This is a genomic window from Thermosyntropha sp., from assembly GCF_017656155.1.
In the GTDB taxonomy this organism is placed as follows: domain Bacteria; phylum Bacillota; class Syntrophomonadia; order Syntrophomonadales; family Syntrophomonadaceae; genus Thermosyntropha.
In genome coordinates, this window is record NZ_JACDOH010000005.1 from 14625 (window position 1) to 31607 (window position 16983).

18 protein-coding genes are annotated in these 16983 nt (G+C 38.1%); all 18 read right to left on the reverse strand.

What is annotated here, in order from left to right:
- Positions 1-12: 12 nt before the first annotated feature.
- The 18 genes from speB to asnB all read right to left on the reverse strand — a co-directional run bounded on the left by speB (position 13) and on the right by asnB (position 16960).
- A complete protein-coding gene (gene speB / locus H0Z36_RS06015) occupies positions 13-888 on the reverse strand; it encodes an agmatinase (protein WP_296864830.1) in 876 nt (291 codons plus the stop codon).
- Positions 881-1714 carry a polyamine aminopropyltransferase gene (gene speE / locus H0Z36_RS06020; RefSeq protein ID WP_296864436.1) on the reverse strand — a complete coding sequence of 278 codons (834 nt, stop codon included), beginning with the start codon at positions 1712-1714 and terminating at the stop codon, positions 881-883. Before speE ends, speB begins: the two co-directional genes overlap by 8 nt.
- 131 nt (positions 1715-1845) lie before the next feature.
- Positions 1846-2751, reverse strand: a complete 906-nt coding sequence (locus tag H0Z36_RS06025; RefSeq protein ID WP_296864438.1) for a selenium metabolism-associated LysR family transcriptional regulator — start codon at positions 2749-2751, stop codon at positions 1846-1848.
- A gap of 12 nt (positions 2752-2763) precedes the next feature.
- On the reverse strand, positions 2764-3687 hold the full coding sequence (locus H0Z36_RS06030; RefSeq protein WP_296864440.1) for a SufD family Fe-S cluster assembly protein: 924 nt from the start codon (positions 3685-3687) through the stop codon (positions 2764-2766).
- Positions 3674-4420, reverse strand: coding sequence for an ATP-binding cassette domain-containing protein (locus H0Z36_RS06035; RefSeq protein WP_296864442.1), 747 nt, complete (start codon positions 4418-4420; stop codon positions 3674-3676). Before H0Z36_RS06035 ends, H0Z36_RS06030 begins: the two co-directional genes overlap by 14 nt.
- A gap of 182 nt (positions 4421-4602) precedes the next feature.
- Positions 4603-4833 (reverse strand): FeoA family protein, encoded by a 231-nt coding sequence (locus tag H0Z36_RS06040; protein ID WP_296864444.1) that lies wholly within the window; start codon positions 4831-4833, stop codon positions 4603-4605.
- Between the two features lie 127 nt (positions 4834-4960).
- Positions 4961-5395, reverse strand: coding sequence for a transcriptional repressor (locus H0Z36_RS06045; RefSeq protein WP_296864446.1), 435 nt, complete (start codon positions 5393-5395; stop codon positions 4961-4963).
- Positions 5396-5458: 63 nt separating this feature from the next.
- Complete coding sequence (locus tag H0Z36_RS06050) at positions 5459-5578, reverse strand: DUF4491 family protein (protein WP_296864448.1); 120 nt, start codon at positions 5576-5578, stop codon at positions 5459-5461.
- A 21-nt stretch (positions 5579-5599) separates the two neighbouring features.
- On the reverse strand, positions 5600-6760 hold the full coding sequence (locus H0Z36_RS06055; RefSeq protein WP_296864450.1) for a YibE/F family protein: 1161 nt from the start codon (positions 6758-6760) through the stop codon (positions 5600-5602).
- Positions 6761-6843: 83 nt separating this feature from the next.
- Positions 6844-7905, reverse strand: a complete 1062-nt coding sequence (carA, locus tag H0Z36_RS06060) for a glutamine-hydrolyzing carbamoyl-phosphate synthase small subunit (RefSeq protein WP_296864451.1) — start codon at positions 7903-7905, stop codon at positions 6844-6846.
- Positions 7906-7920: 15 nt separating this feature from the next.
- Positions 7921-8646: a hypothetical protein gene (locus tag H0Z36_RS06065; RefSeq protein WP_296864453.1), complete on the reverse strand. Its 726-nt coding sequence runs from the start codon at positions 8644-8646 to the stop codon at positions 7921-7923.
- Positions 8646-9911, reverse strand: coding sequence for an FAD-dependent oxidoreductase (locus H0Z36_RS06070; RefSeq protein WP_296864455.1), 1266 nt, complete (start codon positions 9909-9911; stop codon positions 8646-8648). Before H0Z36_RS06070 ends, H0Z36_RS06065 begins: the two co-directional genes overlap by 1 nt.
- A 2-nt stretch (positions 9912-9913) precedes the next feature.
- The gene (locus tag H0Z36_RS06075) at positions 9914-10363 is read right to left on the reverse strand and encodes a 4Fe-4S dicluster domain-containing protein (RefSeq protein WP_296864457.1); all 450 of its coding nucleotides are present in this window, start codon (positions 10361-10363) and stop codon (positions 9914-9916) included.
- A 13-nt stretch (positions 10364-10376) separates the two neighbouring features.
- Positions 10377-11876 (reverse strand): glutamate synthase-related protein, encoded by a 1500-nt coding sequence (locus tag H0Z36_RS06080; protein ID WP_296864459.1) that lies wholly within the window; start codon positions 11874-11876, stop codon positions 10377-10379.
- A gap of 43 nt (positions 11877-11919) precedes the next feature.
- On the reverse strand, positions 11920-13038 hold the full coding sequence (locus H0Z36_RS06085; RefSeq protein WP_296864461.1) for a glutamine amidotransferase family protein: 1119 nt from the start codon (positions 13036-13038) through the stop codon (positions 11920-11922).
- A 277-nt stretch (positions 13039-13315) separates the two neighbouring features.
- The gene (locus H0Z36_RS06090) at positions 13316-14629 is read right to left on the reverse strand and encodes an ammonium transporter (protein ID WP_296864832.1); all 1314 of its coding nucleotides are present in this window, start codon (positions 14627-14629) and stop codon (positions 13316-13318) included.
- Positions 14630-14727: 98 nt separating this feature from the next.
- Positions 14728-15066, reverse strand: coding sequence for a P-II family nitrogen regulator (locus H0Z36_RS06095; RefSeq protein WP_296864463.1), 339 nt, complete (start codon positions 15064-15066; stop codon positions 14728-14730).
- A gap of 37 nt (positions 15067-15103) precedes the next feature.
- Positions 15104-16960, reverse strand: a complete 1857-nt coding sequence (asnB, locus tag H0Z36_RS06100; RefSeq protein WP_296864465.1) for an asparagine synthase (glutamine-hydrolyzing) — start codon at positions 16958-16960, stop codon at positions 15104-15106.
- Positions 16961-16983: the final 23 nt, after the last annotated feature.

The window sequence follows — 16983 nt, forward strand, 5'->3', positions numbered from 1 at the left end:
CTTTTTGTTTTACTAATAAGCCAGCAAAACTTCCCTCAAAATTTTAGCCCCTAAAAGCGATGTGTTGTCATTCTGCTCATAAGGTGGAGAAATTTCCACCAGATCAAAACCTACTATATTTAATCCTTTAAAAACAGCAAGGGTTTCAAAAAGCTCTCGCGAAGAAAAACCTCCTGCTTCCGGCGTTCCTGTTCCAGGAGCAAAAGCCGGATCAAGTACATCTATATCCAGGGTTATATATACCGCTTTATCTCCAATTTTATCCTTAACATCTTTTGCAGCCGATAAAAGCTGATTTAGATAAATACATGTATTTTCAGCCGCATATTCCATTTCTTCTTTCGTTCCCGAGCGTATTCCAAGCTGAAATACCCGCTTCTTGCCTAATTTTTCCGCTATTTTATGCATAACCGTAGCATGGGAAAAGTCTTCTCCTAAATAATCGGAGCGCAGATCAGCGTGGGCATCCATCTGGATAACTACCAGATCAGGATAAAAATCATGATAGGCATTTATAAGAGGAAGAGAAACCAAATGTTCTCCTCCTAAAGCAAAAACTTTTTTCCCCTGCTTTAAAATTTCCCTGGTCACATTTTCTATCCTTTTTAAGCTTTCCTTTACATTTCCAAAAGGAATTACTATATCACCCGCATCGTAAAAATTTATATCTTCCAGAGATTTATCCTGATATATGCTATATTCTTCTATGCCCTCTGAAACCTCTCTTATCCGATACGGAGCTAATCTGGCTCCCGGTCTGAAGCTGGTAGTCGAATCCATAGGAATACCCAGTATTACCTTATCACAAACCGTAAAGTCAGAAGAATTTCCCATAAAAGCAGCTTTTTGTTCTAAATAAGGTAATTTAAACAGACTCACTTTACTCATCTCCTGCAATAATCTTTTTAACAAAAGGCGGAAGTTTAAAAGCTGCTTTATGCACTTCTGCCGAATAATATTTCAATTCGGCATCATCACGCACATAATTAACTACTTCTGGGTCATATTTTTTGGATCCTACTGTAAAACTCCATAATCCGCTGGGATAAGTAGGGATGCTGGCTAAATAAAGCTTGGTAATCGGAAAAATACTTTTTATACCTTTAAAAGCCATTTGGATAACATCTTTATTATAAAAAGGTGACTCACTTTGTACTACCAAAATGCCGTCTTCTTTTAACGCATTGTAAACATTACGGTAAAAATTAGCTGAAAAAAGCTCTACTGCAGGTCCAACCGGTTCAGTTGAGTCTACAAGAATAACATCAAAGAAGTTTTCATGTTCTTGGACAAACTTTACCCCATCATCTATCACAACATCAGCTTTCGCATCATCAAAAGAACAGGCCAAATCTGGAAAAAAATCGCGGGCAGCCTGGACCACCCGATCATCTATTTCGACAAGTGTCCCTTTTTTCACTTTCGGATGCCGCACAACTTCTCTTAAAGCCCCCCCGTCTCCACCTCCTATTATAAGCACATTTTCCGGATGCGGATGGGAATTTAAAGCAATCTGGGTAATCATCTCATGATATACATACTCATCAGACTCCGTAGTCATTACCATACCGTCTAATAAAAGCATTTTTCCAAACTGTTCGGTATCAACTACTGCCAGATGTTGAAAAGGAGTCTTTTCATTTCTAAGCGTAGCCTTCACTTTACAGGTTAATCCCAAAAATGGAGTCTGATATTCAGTTACCCAAAGTTCCAATCTACCTTCCTCCTTTATAAAAAAACATATAAATATTTAACATCAAATTCAGATCAAACAATAGCAATATTATATACAATGGCATTTAAAATGCAAACCTATTTTTCCCTTTAAAAAGCAAAAAAATAAGCTTAGGTACCTAAGCTCTTATCTATATTTTTTATATAATTTAGAAAATCCTGCACCGACTTGCGACGCGTTTTCTGTTTAGGATAAATAACATAGAAAAAACGTTTAACCTTAGGATTCTTTATCTTTAACACCTTAATTTTCCTATACCCTTCAAGATTTTTCAATGCCCATACCGAAACAATAGATATTCCCATACCTGATTCAACTACAGCCAAAACTGCCTCTGTACTTCCAGCTTCCATATAAATATTTAAATCATCTTTCTTAACATCATAAGCAGTCAAGAGATCTTCAACCGCCTGCCTGGTGCCAGACCCTTTTTCACGGAAGATCCAACGCTCAGATAAAATCTGTGGGATTTCTATCTCATCCTTTTCAGCTAAAGCATGATTTAAAGGGACAATCACCACCAATTCATCTTCAAGCCACTTAAAACCATCTATCTTGCGATTATTTATCCATCCTCCTACAATTCCTACATCCAGTTCCCGTTCAGCAATCTGGCTGATTATTTTTTCTGTATCTCCTATATTCATACTTATACTTATATGATTATATTTCTCTTTAAAGTTCTTTAAAAGAGAAGGCAATATATACTGTCCCGGTATAGTACTCGCACCGATATAAAGCTTTCCTTTACGGCTTTCGGCAGCTTCCTCCATGGCTTTTTCAGCTTTTTCAACTGCTTTTATTATTTCTTTTGCATGGTGATACAAAATTTCGCCTGCCTCCGTCGGCTTTAACTTTCTCCCCGAACGTTCTATAAGCAAAATCCCATACATATCCTCCAAAGCCTGTATCTGTTTGGTAACTGCCGGCTGCGAAAGTCCAAACTCTTCAGCCGTTTTTGAAAAATTCTGAGTTTCGATTACCTTAATGTAAGTTTTTAATAAGTTAATATTCATTAATTCACCCACCTATCTTAAGAAACCATTCAATATAGTTTCAACTGCTTCCTCTTCAGTAAGACCCAAGGACATAAGCTTAATAAGCTGTTCGCCGGCTATTTTGCCTATCGCAGCTTCATGAGTCATAACTGCATCAGAGTCTTCTGCAATAAGCGCTGGAATCGACTTAATCTTAGCGTTGTCCATTATTATAGCATCACATTCGACGTGTCCGAAACATGAGGTCTTACCGGTTAAAGATGCTTTAAAAACCTGTTCAGAAGAATCTTTCGCTACTGACCTGGACAGGATCTGAGCATTGCCGTCCTTTCCTTCTATATATATATTAATATCAGACTCTGCTCTCTGCTTTCCATGAGTAAGAAGCCTTTCTATAATTTTAAGGCTTCCTTTTTCTCCAATATAAGCAACAGTCGAGCGGAAAGTGTCATCAACCCCCTTAATCTGTACCATTTCCAGCTCAGCACTTGCTCCTTCTTCTATCCTGATAATTGTAGAGGGGTTTAAAATCCTCTTGCCTTTTCCTTCTCCCTGCCCATAATGTTTTTCCGCATATTTGAGCCGGGCACCTTTTTTGACAATAATTTCATGGATACCATCATGTCTGGAATCGCTATGACTTGTATTGTGGATTCCACAGCCTGCTATTATAGTTACCTCTGCATCTTCTCCCACAATGAAAGTATTATAAACTTTATCCCGCATTCCCGGTTTAGTAAGTATTACCGGCACATGCACCGTTTCATTTTTAGTTCCAGGTTTTATCTCTACCACAAGGCCGCCATGTTCAGGATGTGAACTTATCTTGATATTCGAAGAGGAACTTCGTACAACTGCTTCCCCATCTTTTCGAATATTAACAGCTCCTGAAGGAATATTCTTTAAATTCGCAACTGCATTTAAAACATCAAAATCTAGATTATTTAATTTCATATATCATTTCTCCCCGACATTCTTGTCTCTTTTTGCATTCAATATCATCACATATAAGCGGCCATATTTCATCTGGTCTGCCTTCAGCAGCTACAACTCCATCTTTTATAAGAATTATCTCATCACATACCGGAAGAACATTTTCATTATGAGTTATAATAATGGCAATAGCCTTATCATTATTCTTATAATTACTCATAATTATATGTATAAGCTTCTGTATAGTCCAGAGATCAACTCCTGCCTCCGGCTCATCAAAAATGCTTAATTTTGCATTTCTCACTAAAACTTGAGCAATTTCAATGCGCTTTATCTCCCCTCCACTCAAACTGGCATCTAAATCACGTTCTAAATAATCTTCAGGGCATAGACCTACATCACGCAAAGTTTTACGCAGGAGATTATTATCTATATCAGGTTTGGCAATCTTAAGTAAATCCTGTACAGTAAGACCTTTAAAACGCGGAGGCTGCTGAAAAGCATAAGCAATCCCTCTTCTTGCCCTCTCCGTTATCGAAAGATCGGTTATATCTTCACCATCAAAATAAATATGTCCTTCAGTAGGCTTATATATCCCCATAATAACTTTTGCCAAAGAAGTCTTTCCCCCACCATTAGGACCAGTTATTCCGTAAAGTTTACCAGGTTCAAACTTTATATTTATTCCCTTAAGTATTTCTTTATTTTCACCATGGTCATCGACAGCCATGGTTATATTTTTAATTTCTAACATTTATTGCCCTCCAAAGCTGCACATAATATTGAACAATATTTTAACATAACTTTTTGTTATACTTCAATGAACTACTAATACTCATAATAAAAATAAAATCAAAAAATTTCAACTCTACAATAATGTCATATCAATTATATAAAACCAAAAATATGATACAAAATTTTCATCCATTATTTTTTCTAGTTTTGTAACAATTCTACCTCTACAGCATCTGCCATTCCTCTCCCCAAAGCAAGCCTGGTTCTTCCTATCTCCAAAACCACAGGCCCGTTAAATGGATGACGCGATATAAGCTTTAATTCAGTCCCCGGTACCAATCCCATTTCAAAAAGTTTTCTTTGTCCCTGAACACCTTTCTTTATAGTTTTTACCTTTGCCTTTTGGCCTGGAGTCATTTCATTTACTGTCATTCATAGTCCCTCCTTTTTGTGCCGGCAAAATTAAATTAAGTATAATACCTACATAACTACTACCTGTCTTGCCGTCCCAATGCGATAATATTAATAATCATTATCAAAAAATTCCTATAAAAAAAGATTATTTCGTCGAGGAATTTCGGCACTCAGGACAATATCCATAAAACTTCAGCTCATGGTCAACAATTTCAAAACCACGATTCTCCAATTTTTTTTCCAGTCCATTCAGTAAATCTTCTTCAACTTCATAAATCTTGCCACATTTAAGGCAAACTATATGATGGTGCCGGTGACTTTCATCATCAGAAAGCTCATAGCGGAATTTACCACCTTCAAACATAGTTTTATACAAAATATTCATGCTGGCCAGTTTTTCCAAAGTTCTATAAACCGTAGCCATTCCAATATTGGGAAGTTTTCGTCTTGCCTCCTGCAAAACTTCTTCCGCACTTAAATGCTTACCACGGTTATCCATCATAACCTCTAAAACAGCTTCCCGCTGTTCGGTAAGCTTGTAGTTATTCTCTTTAAGCTTGGCATTTATCTTTTTATCCATTTTTACTCCCTCTTTAGATAATAGCCCTAATTATATATTAACACTCTAAAAAAAAATGTAAAATCAGCTCTTTTTAAGATACCAGCCCTTTTCCACCCTTTTTATCTGTTCAAAAATCTCCCGTATCGACCACAGATTCACAAAAGCCATATATTCCCAGAACATAGACCAAGTCTTTTCCATCTCATTTGAAGAATGTTTATACTAAAAATCTTCAATCCTGCTGCTGTAGTTTTGAGCTTCCTTTTCCGCAAGAAGACCAGCAATAATCGCTGTTAAAGGCACCGCCACTATAAGTCCTATACTTCCTGCTAATGCCCGCACTATTTCCGTAGCAATCAGCTCGGTATTAAATATTCTTATTGCCGGTGTATTATAAGCCATCAATAAAAGCAAAAGAGGAAGAGCTCCACCAGTATAAGCCAAAATCAAGGTGTTGGCCATAGTCCCCATAATATCACGCCCAACATTCATCCCTGCACCCATAAGCTGCAGTCTATTTAAACCCGGATTAGCTTTTTTTATCTCATCAATAGAAGAGGCAATCGACATGGCAACATCCATGATAGCACCCAAAGCACCTGTTATTATACCGGCAAATAAGAGTCCCTGCATATCAACCTTCAAATTTTCAACATACAAAAGCATCCTGCTCTCTTCTGTAGCATAACCGGTTAAATGAGCTAAATCTCCTACCCACATAGCAATTAAGCCGGCAACAACAACTCCCCCTGCCGTTCCTAAGGTAGCTGCTACAGATTTGCGTGAAATTCCCCCTACAATGAACATAGTCAAAAGGGTAACCGCCACAAGCACAATGACAGTAACAGGTATAGGAGAATATCCTTTAAGCAAAAAAGGAAGCAAAACTTTATATATAGCCAAAATAGTAAATCCCAATGCTACCAATGATTTTATCCCTTTTATACCGCCAACAATAATAAGAGATAAAACAAAACCTAAAATAAGGTAATTCAAATAAGATGTACGGACCATATCCGCAATATAAACTTCAGATAACCTGCCATTCTCCTCTGTTATATAGAGAACTACCTTATCTCCTGGTTTAACAATTAAATCCCATCCTCTAGTCCCTGAAAGCGAGTTGCGCGCTTCTACTACTTTTCCCTTGTATTCTCCAGTAAGCACTTTTACCTTAATAATCTGTTCAGTAAAATAATGTTCATCCTGCTCCGGGCTGGAAGAGGCCTCATTAACTTCTAAAACTATAGCTTTTTCATATTTTTCAACAGGCAACTTGTTGGCTTCTCCGTCAGTCCCAATCGCCACTGGTAATTTGCAAAAAACAAAAATAACTAGAAAAAGCCCCCACATAAATAAAAATGCCAAATTACCCTTCTTCATAATACCCTCCCTTTGTAAAAGTTCGCTATTATTTTACCATAAAATGAAGAGTAATTTGGCACCAAACTAGGTTATACATTTTGTTAAATTGTCATAAAATAGTCAAAAACATACGCGGTATCCGTAGGCCCCGGAGCCCCTTCCGGATGAAATTGCACTGTAAAATACGGATAATATCTATGTTTTAAACCTTCCACCGTTTTATCGTTCAATTCCTCAAACCATATTTTCCATCCCAATTCAGCAAGCAAACCTCTATCTACAGCATATCCGTGATTTTGGGCAGTAACAAAACACCTGCCGCTTTCTAAATCTTTAACAGTGTGATTTCCCCCTCTGTGTCCAAACTTCATTTTATAAGTATTCGCCCCCGTGCTTAAAGCTAAAACCTGATGTCCCAAACAAATGCCAAGAATGGGAATATAATTTGGTATCTTTTGCAGTTCTCTTTGGACATAATTCAAAACTTTAGGATTCCCAGGCCCATTAGATAAAATAATTTTATCCGGGACAAACTCCATAACTTCTTCTGCTTTAGTCCATGCCGGGACTACTATTACTGTGCAGTCATAATCGAAAAGTTTGTTTATAATACTCTTTTTTACGCCCAAATCCCAAACTACAACTTTTTGTTTACCATTACCATAAATCATCTTCTTATCTATGCTTACCTTACGCGGCAAATCCTCATCCAGCATCTTTTTACTGTTGGCAGCCCTTTCTCTTACTTTTTCAATTGACTCAACCTTAGAACATATAACTCCTCCCATGCTGCCTTCTGTACGCAAAATCCGAGTAAGCATTCTGGTATCAATTCCCCGGATGCAGGCAACGTCATATTCTCTTAAAAATTGCTCCATGTTCCACTTGCTCTGATAATGTCCCGTAAGTTCGGCAAAATCATATAAAACAATTCCATTAACAGCCGGTTTCTCATATTCAAAATCATATTCATTAAAACCATAATTGCCAATCTGAGGATAAGTAAAAACCAGTATCTGTCCGGCATAAGAAGGATCAGTTATTATTTCCTGATAACCATTCATGCTGGTATTGAATACTATTTCCCCCTCCGCTTCACTTCCGCTTACAAGCTCTCCTTTGAAGACAAAACCGTTTTCTAATACTAAATATCCTTCTTTCATAAAACTACCCTCACTTTAAATTCCAGCATATAATTTTTTATAAGGTCTGTTTCCAGTGCTTATTATCTTATTAAACTCATCAATTTTTACATTTTCTAAATTAATTTCAAACAAACTTTTATATACCTCTAAATGAAATGTCAAAACCTCTTTATCCCTTTCCCCTAAAGATTCAACTCTTACATCCCGCCCAACCTCAACATTTCCTCTCATATAAATGACTCCTCCATGCATACCGCTGGCGCAAAAATACCCAGCTGGCCGCCAAGCATCCTGCCGGTTAATAAGTATTATAATTCCTCCAGCCATATATTCCCCTAAAAAATCTCCGGCAGTCCCTCCTATAACCAAAACCGGTTTTTTTTCTCCGAATTCTTTCATATGCACACCTGCTCTATACCCTACATTATCTCTAACATACACACTGCCACCACGCATACCGTAACATATAATATCTCCGGCACTTCCGTATACTGCCAAAGCCCCCCCATTCATAGTATTGGCAGCTCCATCCTGAACATTGCCATAAACCCTGATAAAAGGCCCGTCCATAAAGATGCCCAAATCATTCCCCGGCACCCCGTTGATTACAATGTCGAAATCACCTTCCAAACCCGCTGCAATATACCGCTGCCCGTTAACATTATTTATAACCGCGTTTTTGTCAGAGCTCAAAGCCTCTTTAATCATACCGTTAAGTTGGCGAAAATGTTTCTTATCACCATCTATAAAAACAGCCATCAATAAGTCCCCCCCTTAAACCCGGCTTCTGCTCTTCCAAGGAGCCTCCATGAAATTTCCGGAGATAATATACTCTGTTTAAAATCTGTGATCTTGATTTTTTTCTCAATTAAATAACGATATATTCCACATCGGTAAATATCTCCTATCAAAACAGTCCCAACAAGAACATCATCTTTTAATATAAATTTTTTATAGTTAAATTCCCCTCTAAACTCCTCTATAATTTCTGAATCCCTGTCGTCACAATTACTAAGACCGGCAGTAACAATATTTAAACCTAAAAGAGGAATGGAATTAAAAGCAATACTTCCTCTATATCTGACATTTTCACCTGCCATATTCGCGCCGGCAATCCTTCCTTGGATATAAGCATTAGGTAATATGGGAACAACTTTCTTTTCCCCAGAAATAATTTCATAAGCCTGGGCAACATCACCGGCTGCATATATTCCATCTATAGAAGTTTGCAAATACTCGTCAACTAAAATACCTTTATCAACTTTTAAATTCTTAAGGTTAAGCCAGGCATAATTAGGTTTTATACCAGCAGCAGCTATAACCATATCACATTCTAAAATCGTTCCATCGCTCAATATAAGCCGCTCAAGCTTATCTTCTCCCTCTTTTTCTTCCACTATATTCTGTATAAATATGCTGATTCCACGCCTTTTTAGATAATTTTCAACTATATTTCCAGCCTTCAAATCCAAAATAGAATTTAACAAACAATCCCCTGCTTCCACTACTGCAACATCCTGTCCTCTAAAAAACATACTCTCAGCTGCTTTAAGTCCTACTAATCCTCCCCCTATTATTGCAACATTTTGCCTTTTGCCCGCTTTTTTTAAAAAGTCATCTATTTTTTTTACATCATCAAAACTATGAAACAAAAAAACATTATCATAACCACCATTCAAAAAATCAGGAACAACAGGTTTTCCTCCAGTAGCAATCAGCAATTTGTCATAATGAATTTGCTCTGAACCTGGTTCAATCCATACAATTTTTGTTTCCGGATTTATTTGAACATTGCTTTGCCCTGTATGCAAGGCTACCCCATTCTGGACATAAAAATTTTTATCCCGATAATATATGTTTTTTTCAATAATTTTCCCACTTAAATAATAAGAAATCAGAGGACGTGAGTAAGCTTCATAAACTTCGTCAGAGATTATTATTATTTCCCCTTGTTTGTCTATTTCCCTTATTCCTTCTACCGCTCCAATGGCTGCTGTTGAATTACCTATTATTACATAACGCATAATTATTCCTCCCCATACCTTAAAGCCTCATTTGGACAATGCTCAACACATTGGGGCATATCAAAGCTATCCTTACATAAATCACATTTCAAAGGCAGAGATCGGCCGTTTTCACTCCCTTCCCTTATAAAACCATAGGGACAGGCTATTACACAGGTAAAACATCCTACACATCTTTCTTTATCAACTTTCACCACCCCCGTTCGGTTATCTTTAAACATAGCTCCACTTATACACGAATACACGCATAAAGGTTCATCACAATGCCTACACATCAAAGAATAAGAATTGCCTTCTTCTTCCTCAATAAATAACCGGGGAACAGGTTTTAAGGACGATAATTTAAATGCCTTAAGTAGGTCTTTCGGATATTCTGAATGGGCAGCTGCACAATAAACCATGCAAGTTCCACAACCTATGCAAAAATCTTCTATCACATAAACTTTTTTCATATAACAAAACCTCCTATTCACCTGCTGCCTTTATGCCTAAAATTTCAAGCTCTTTCTTATTAAGCCCTATCCCCCTTAACATTAGCCTGTTTCCCCTAAGGCTTTCTATTGCATTTATCCCCATACCTCCCAGCATTTCCTTGATTTCATGTTGCCAAGCAGTAAGGAGATTAACCAATTTACGCGCTCCAATTTCCGGATTAAGCCTTTTTACCAATTTCGGATCCTGGGTAGCAATTCCCCAGTTGCATTTTCCGGTATAACATTTCTGGCACATGTGACAGCCAAGTGCAATAAGAGCAGCCGTTCCAATATACACAGCATCAGCTCCTAAAGCAACAGCCTTAACTATATCTGAACTGTTGCGAATACTTCCAGCAACCACAATAGAAACCTCGTTTCTTATCCCTTCCTCTCTTAAACGCTGATCTACTGCAGCTAAAGCAAATTCAATCGGAATTCCCACATTATCGCGTATAGCCTGTGGAGCTGCACCAGTTCCACCCCGGAAACCATCAATAACGATAATATCTGCACCTGCCCTGGCAATTCCTGAAGCAATAGCCGCAATATTATGAACAGCCGCAACTTTAACTGCTACCGGTTTTTTATAATCAGTAGCTTCTTTTATAGCAAAAATAAGCTGTTTTAAATCTTCAATCGAATAAATATCATGATGAGGAGCAGGAGATATAGCATCGCTGCCTACAGGTATCATACGGGTATCAGCCACCTCCTGACCTACCTTTTCACCCGGAAGGTGTCCTCCTATGCCAGGTTTTGCTCCCTGTCCTATCTTTATTTCCACCGCTGCAGCCTCTTTCAGCATTGCAGGATTAACTCCAAACCTTCCGGAAGCTACTTGAACTATAGTGTGGTTCATACTCTTCTTTAAGTCAGCATGCACTCCCCCTTCTCCCGCGTTCCAATAAGTTCCCATAGTTTCAGCCGCTCGTGCTAGAGCCTTATGAACATTAAGACTGACCGACCCGAAAGACATAGCTGAAAACATCACGGGCAAATCCAGCTCCAGCCAGGGAAATATATCATCTTTAAATACCTCATCTTTTTCATTTAACGCCGACTTACGCCCCAAAAAAACTTTTAGCTCTATAGGCTCTCTTAAAGGATCAATTGAAGGATTAGTTACTTGCGAAGCATTCAAAACCATTTTATCCCAATAAACCGGATACGGCCGGTCATTACCCATTCCAGTCAACAAAACCCCACCACTTTGGGCTTGGCGATAAATATTCTTAATGTGTCTGTTTTCCCAATTGGCATTAAAAGTAAAATCATTAGCGTTCTTTCTTATAGATAAGGCGCCGGTAGGACAAAAAACTACACATCGATGACAATTTACGCAGTATTTATCATCACTTATTATCATTTGCCAATCTTCATCCCATCTGTGCACATTATTAGCACATTGATTGACACATATTTTACAACCTATACACTTTGCCTCATTGCGTAAAACTTCATATTCCTGCATGACTAAATTTATCCCCATAATTCTCTCTCCCTTTATGTTGACTTAAATAACCGTTGATAAATTAATTTGCTTCATCCTGTTTTAGGAAAATATCGTCTGCCCCTTCCAGCAAAGCTATAACCGGTTCTCCTCCCCGCGGAGCCCATATTCTTTCTAACTTTTCCCTTGCTACTCTTCTTATCGCTGCCTCCTCACTTGCTACATAAAGCCTGCTTCCCTCCTCTGCAGCTACCAAGGAACGCAATTTTATACGATCATTTAAGGCCATCATCCCATTGCTTGCCGACAATATTATGGAAAAAGGTCCATTAAGCAAAAGACTTCCATAAGTGCCTCTAAGCCGCCTCAATTTTTCCCGGTTTTTCTGGTCTTTTTCAGCTATTTGCTCCCATAAAGGCGGAGCCACAACTGCAGCAGCTTTTTCGATGGAAAGGTTATTTTTGCGAATTAGAAAGTCGAAAATATAAGTTATTACCTCTGTATCCGTCTGTAAAGTACATTCATACTCATACATTTCTATAAACCTTCGGTTGGCATCATAAGAAGAAATTTCACCATTGTGAACAACCGACCAGTCCAAAAGATTAAACGGATGAGCTCCGCCCCACCATCCCGGAGTATTGGTGGGAAAGCGACCGTGCGCAGTCCACAAGTAACCTTTATACTCGTCAAGACGATAAAACTCTCCGGCATCCTCCGGATAAGCTACTGCCTTAAAAACCCCCATATTTTTACCGCTGGAAAAAACATAAGCCCCTTTAATAGTCTTATTGATTTTCATAACCGCCTGTACCATAAATTCATCTTCACTCATACCTGCTTCCATCAGCTTTTGTTCTTTTGCTCTTACAAAATATCTCCATATCTGGGGAGGTTTTTTTACTGTTTTTACCTTTCGCAAAGGCATCGCTTCGGTCATACCCACCTTAAGATTGCAATTAAGAAAATCTTCTGTTTTCTGGCGCGCTCCTTTATCATCAAAGAAAATATGCAGAGCATAACAATCTTCATAACCTGGATATATACCATAAGCAGCAAAGCCTCCACCTAAACCATTGGATCTTTCATGCATAACCGCAATAGATTCAATAATATCAGTTCCAGAAAACATCTCTCTTTTTCTATCTATAATTCCAGCTATAGCACATCCAGACGAAATCCTTACCTTACCTTCGTTCATAACTTCCCTCCTCTATGCAAAAAAGCCCTTAGCCCCAGATAAACTGGTGCTAAGGACTTCTTTGTCCCATAAAAATATTATTTTAGAATAGCAATTCGATGCACCTTTGCATCTTTTATCTTTATTCTAATTTTATGCCTTCTTTAGCTGGAAAAGCAATACTGACAAAAAAGATATAATGTATACATTCTGCAGCAAATAAAAAGTCTTTTATCTGTTCAACCAGACAAAAGACTTGCAAAGCTTTATATTATTCAAAATTTATACAGCCCGCATATTACATATTATATGCATTTTCTCCATGCACTGAAACATCAAGCCCAGCCTCTTCTTCTTCCCTGCTTACCCGCAAAGGAATTAAACCTTTCAATACATTCAGTATTAACCAGGTCATAAAAGCAGCATAAAGATAAGTTACTATTATGCCTATAAGCTCTGCCCGAAAAAGATGAACTCCTCCATAAAGAATTCCGTCAACCCCTGCAGGATTCACTCTCTTTGAGGCAAATATTCCTGTAGCTAAAGCTCCAAAAGTTCCACCTATTCCATGGATGCCAAAAGCATCAAGTGCATCATCATATCCTAAATAAGTCTTTAATCTGCTCACTGCAAAATAACACAAGGGACTTACCAATAAACCAATAATTAAAGCTGAAAGAGGAGAAACAAACCCTGCCGCCGGGGTAATAGCAACCATTCCTGCAACTGCTCCGCTGGCAGCACCTAAAACCGTGGGTTTCCCTTGTCTTATCCATTCTATAATTATCCAGGAAAGTGAGGCAGCAGCTGCAGCGGTATTAGTGGTTAAAAGTGCCAGACCTGCAATTTCATCAGCTTTTAAAGCACTGCCAGCATTAAAACCAAACCATCCAAACCAGAGGAGAGCAGTTCCTAAAACCGTCATCGGCAGATTATGGGATACAATCGGCCCGGGATTTTCCTCCCGCCGCTTGCCCAGCACCAAAGCAGTTATCAATCCGGAAACCCCTGAACTTATATGAACCACCATACCACCTGCAAAATCCAAAGCGCCAAGCTTACTTAAAAAGCCTCCTCCCCATACCCAATGGGCAAGGGGATCATAAACTAAAGTTGTCCATGAAAATATAAAAATTATAAAAGCAGAAAACCTCATTCTTTCGGCAAAAGATCCGGTTATAATAGCTGCGGTTATAATCGCAAACATGAGCTGAAAAAGAGCAAAAACCGAGTGTGGCACTGTCCCAACATAAGCATTATCGGAATTAAAAACTACATTTTTAAACCCCAACCAGTCTAGTCCTCCTATGATTCCTGATATATCCGAACCAAAAGATAAAGTATAGCCTATCATAATCCACTGGACAGAAACTAACGCCATAATTACAAAACACTGCATTAAAATACTTAAGACATTTTTTCTTTTTACCATGCCTCCGTAAAATAAAGCTAATCCAGGAGTCATAAGCATTACTAACCCGGTGCATATTATCAGAAAAGCAGTATCTCCCGAATTCAAACTACTCCCTTCGGCAGCTGCAACCGGATAAGTCATCAAAACGAGCAAAACTAGACTCAAACCAATACAACGCGGTAACATATTTTTCAACATCATAATATAAACCCCTTCTTGATAAAAACGGCACTTACCTGTTGTGGTAAGCGCCTTTGCTTTCACTTATTTAAATTTGATTCAATTCTGAGAACAACCTAAAGAGCACTGTCTCCTCTCTCCCCGGTGCTTATCCGTATAATATCTTCTACCGGGTAGACAAATATCTTACCATCTCCAATTTGGCCTGTCTGACATACCTTAATTATTTTTTCAACAATCCGATCCTTCCAGTGATCCCTGCATACAATCTCTACTTTAACTTTGGGAAAAAGGTCTACTTCAACCTCCTGCCCCCGGTAATACTGTTTTATATCTTTCTGCAATCCCCTTCCCATCACATTGTAAACAGTCATTCCTCTTACTTCCATTTCATTCAAAGCTTTCTTCAAAACTTCCAAACTGGTAGGGCGTATAACCGCTTCTATCTTTTTCATATGCCAGCTCCTTTCTTTTTTAATTCAAAAGCTGATTTTAATCTATCAATATATTGACATTGTATTTATTAATCCACCGATTGAGCTGAATCATATATGCCAAATACTGAGCATCTCTCATAAGCTGACCAAACCAAGGCAAAGTAAAAAACTGCTGCTCGTTTTTCAGATATTCTTCCAGTTTATCTCTATCCAGCAAAAATAAAATTGGTGATGACGGATTTTTTAATATATTTTCCATTTCCCTTTTCACCATTCGGTAATAAATGGGATGGTGCGTTTTCGGATATGGAGTTTTAGCCCGGTATAAAATATCTTCTGGCAGCAAACCTTTCACAGCATACCTTAAAATACCTTTCGGCATATTTTTATAAAACTTAATTTCTGAAGGTAAATTCCATACATATTCAATCAACCGGTGGTCACTGAAGGGAACTCTTATTTCCAGCCCCCAGGCCATACTCATACGATCTTTACGATTTAATAGCGTAGGCATAAAATGATGAATACTAAGATAAGCCATCTCCAACAGCCTTTGTTCTTCTTTATTCTCCTCATATACTACAGGAACTTTCCTTATCGCTTCCTCATATCGATATTTAACATATTCCGTTAAATTAATCTTTTCTTTTATTTGTGGCCTTAAAAACATGCTTCTTTGGTCAAGCATTCTTATCCATGGAAAAACTTCCGTTTTTAACATAGCACTATCAGTAAACCATGGATAGCCTCCGAAAACTTCATCTGCACATTCTCCCGATAATGCAACAGTGGCCTTCTTTTTTATTTCCCGGCAAAACAGATAAAGCGAAGCATCAATATCTGCCATACCCGGAAGGTCATTAGCTTCCAAAGCCTGATTTAAAGCCTGAAAAAGTTCTCGATTGTCAAGAAGCACAGTATTATGTCTTATCTTTAAAAAATCAGCCACCTTTAAAGCCCACTTTGCATCAACATCTTTTTCAAAGCCATCAGCTCTAAAATAAACTTGATTATCTTCATAATCTACGGAAAAAGAGCTTATATCGGCCAAATAATTCTCTTTGCCAGCACATTCAGTCGTTAAAGCGGTTATAATGCTGGAATCGAGTCCGCCGGAAAGCAAAGTACAGATATTAACATCGGCATTAAGCTGTTTTTCTACTGCATCAGATAAAATATTCCTTATATTGAATGCTACTTCTTCTATATCAGCACTTACAGGAAGCGAAGGAAGCTGCCAGTAAGAAACCTCTTTTATTCCCTGCCTGCTATATATCATATAAGAGGCAGGTTTGAGCTCTTTTATATTGCGAAAAACACCATGCCCCGGTGTGCGTCCCGGTCCCAAAGCTAAAATTTCACACAACCCTTCCCGGTCAATTTCCGCTTTTACAGATGGATGGACTAAAAGTGCTTTTATTTCCGAAGCAAAAATCAAACATCCGTTTTTGAAAGTATAAAAAAGAGGTTTTACCCCTACTCTGTCCCGGGCTAAAAATAAGGTTTTATTCCTCATATCCCATATCGCCAGTGCATAAATACCATTAAACCTTTCAAGGCATTTTTCTTTCCAATTCATATAAGCCAGTAAAACCACTTCAGTGTCAGAATTACGCGTGCTGAAAATATAACCCGCTTTTTCTAACTCCTCTCTGAGCTCAGAAGCATTATAAAGTTCACCATTATAAACTATAACATAAGCATCTTCTCCTCTCTTTCTGATCATGGGCTGGATCCCTCCTGCCGGGTCTAAAACAATCAATCGCCTATGCCCTAAAATAACTTCGTCATCCTCCCATGTTCCTTCTGCATCTGGTCCACGATTTTTAAGTATCTCCATCATGTTTTTTACAATATTTAAATCTCCCTTAACATTTTTATTAAAACTTGCCAAACCTGCTATTCCGCACATTTTGCCACTCTCCTTTATTTTTT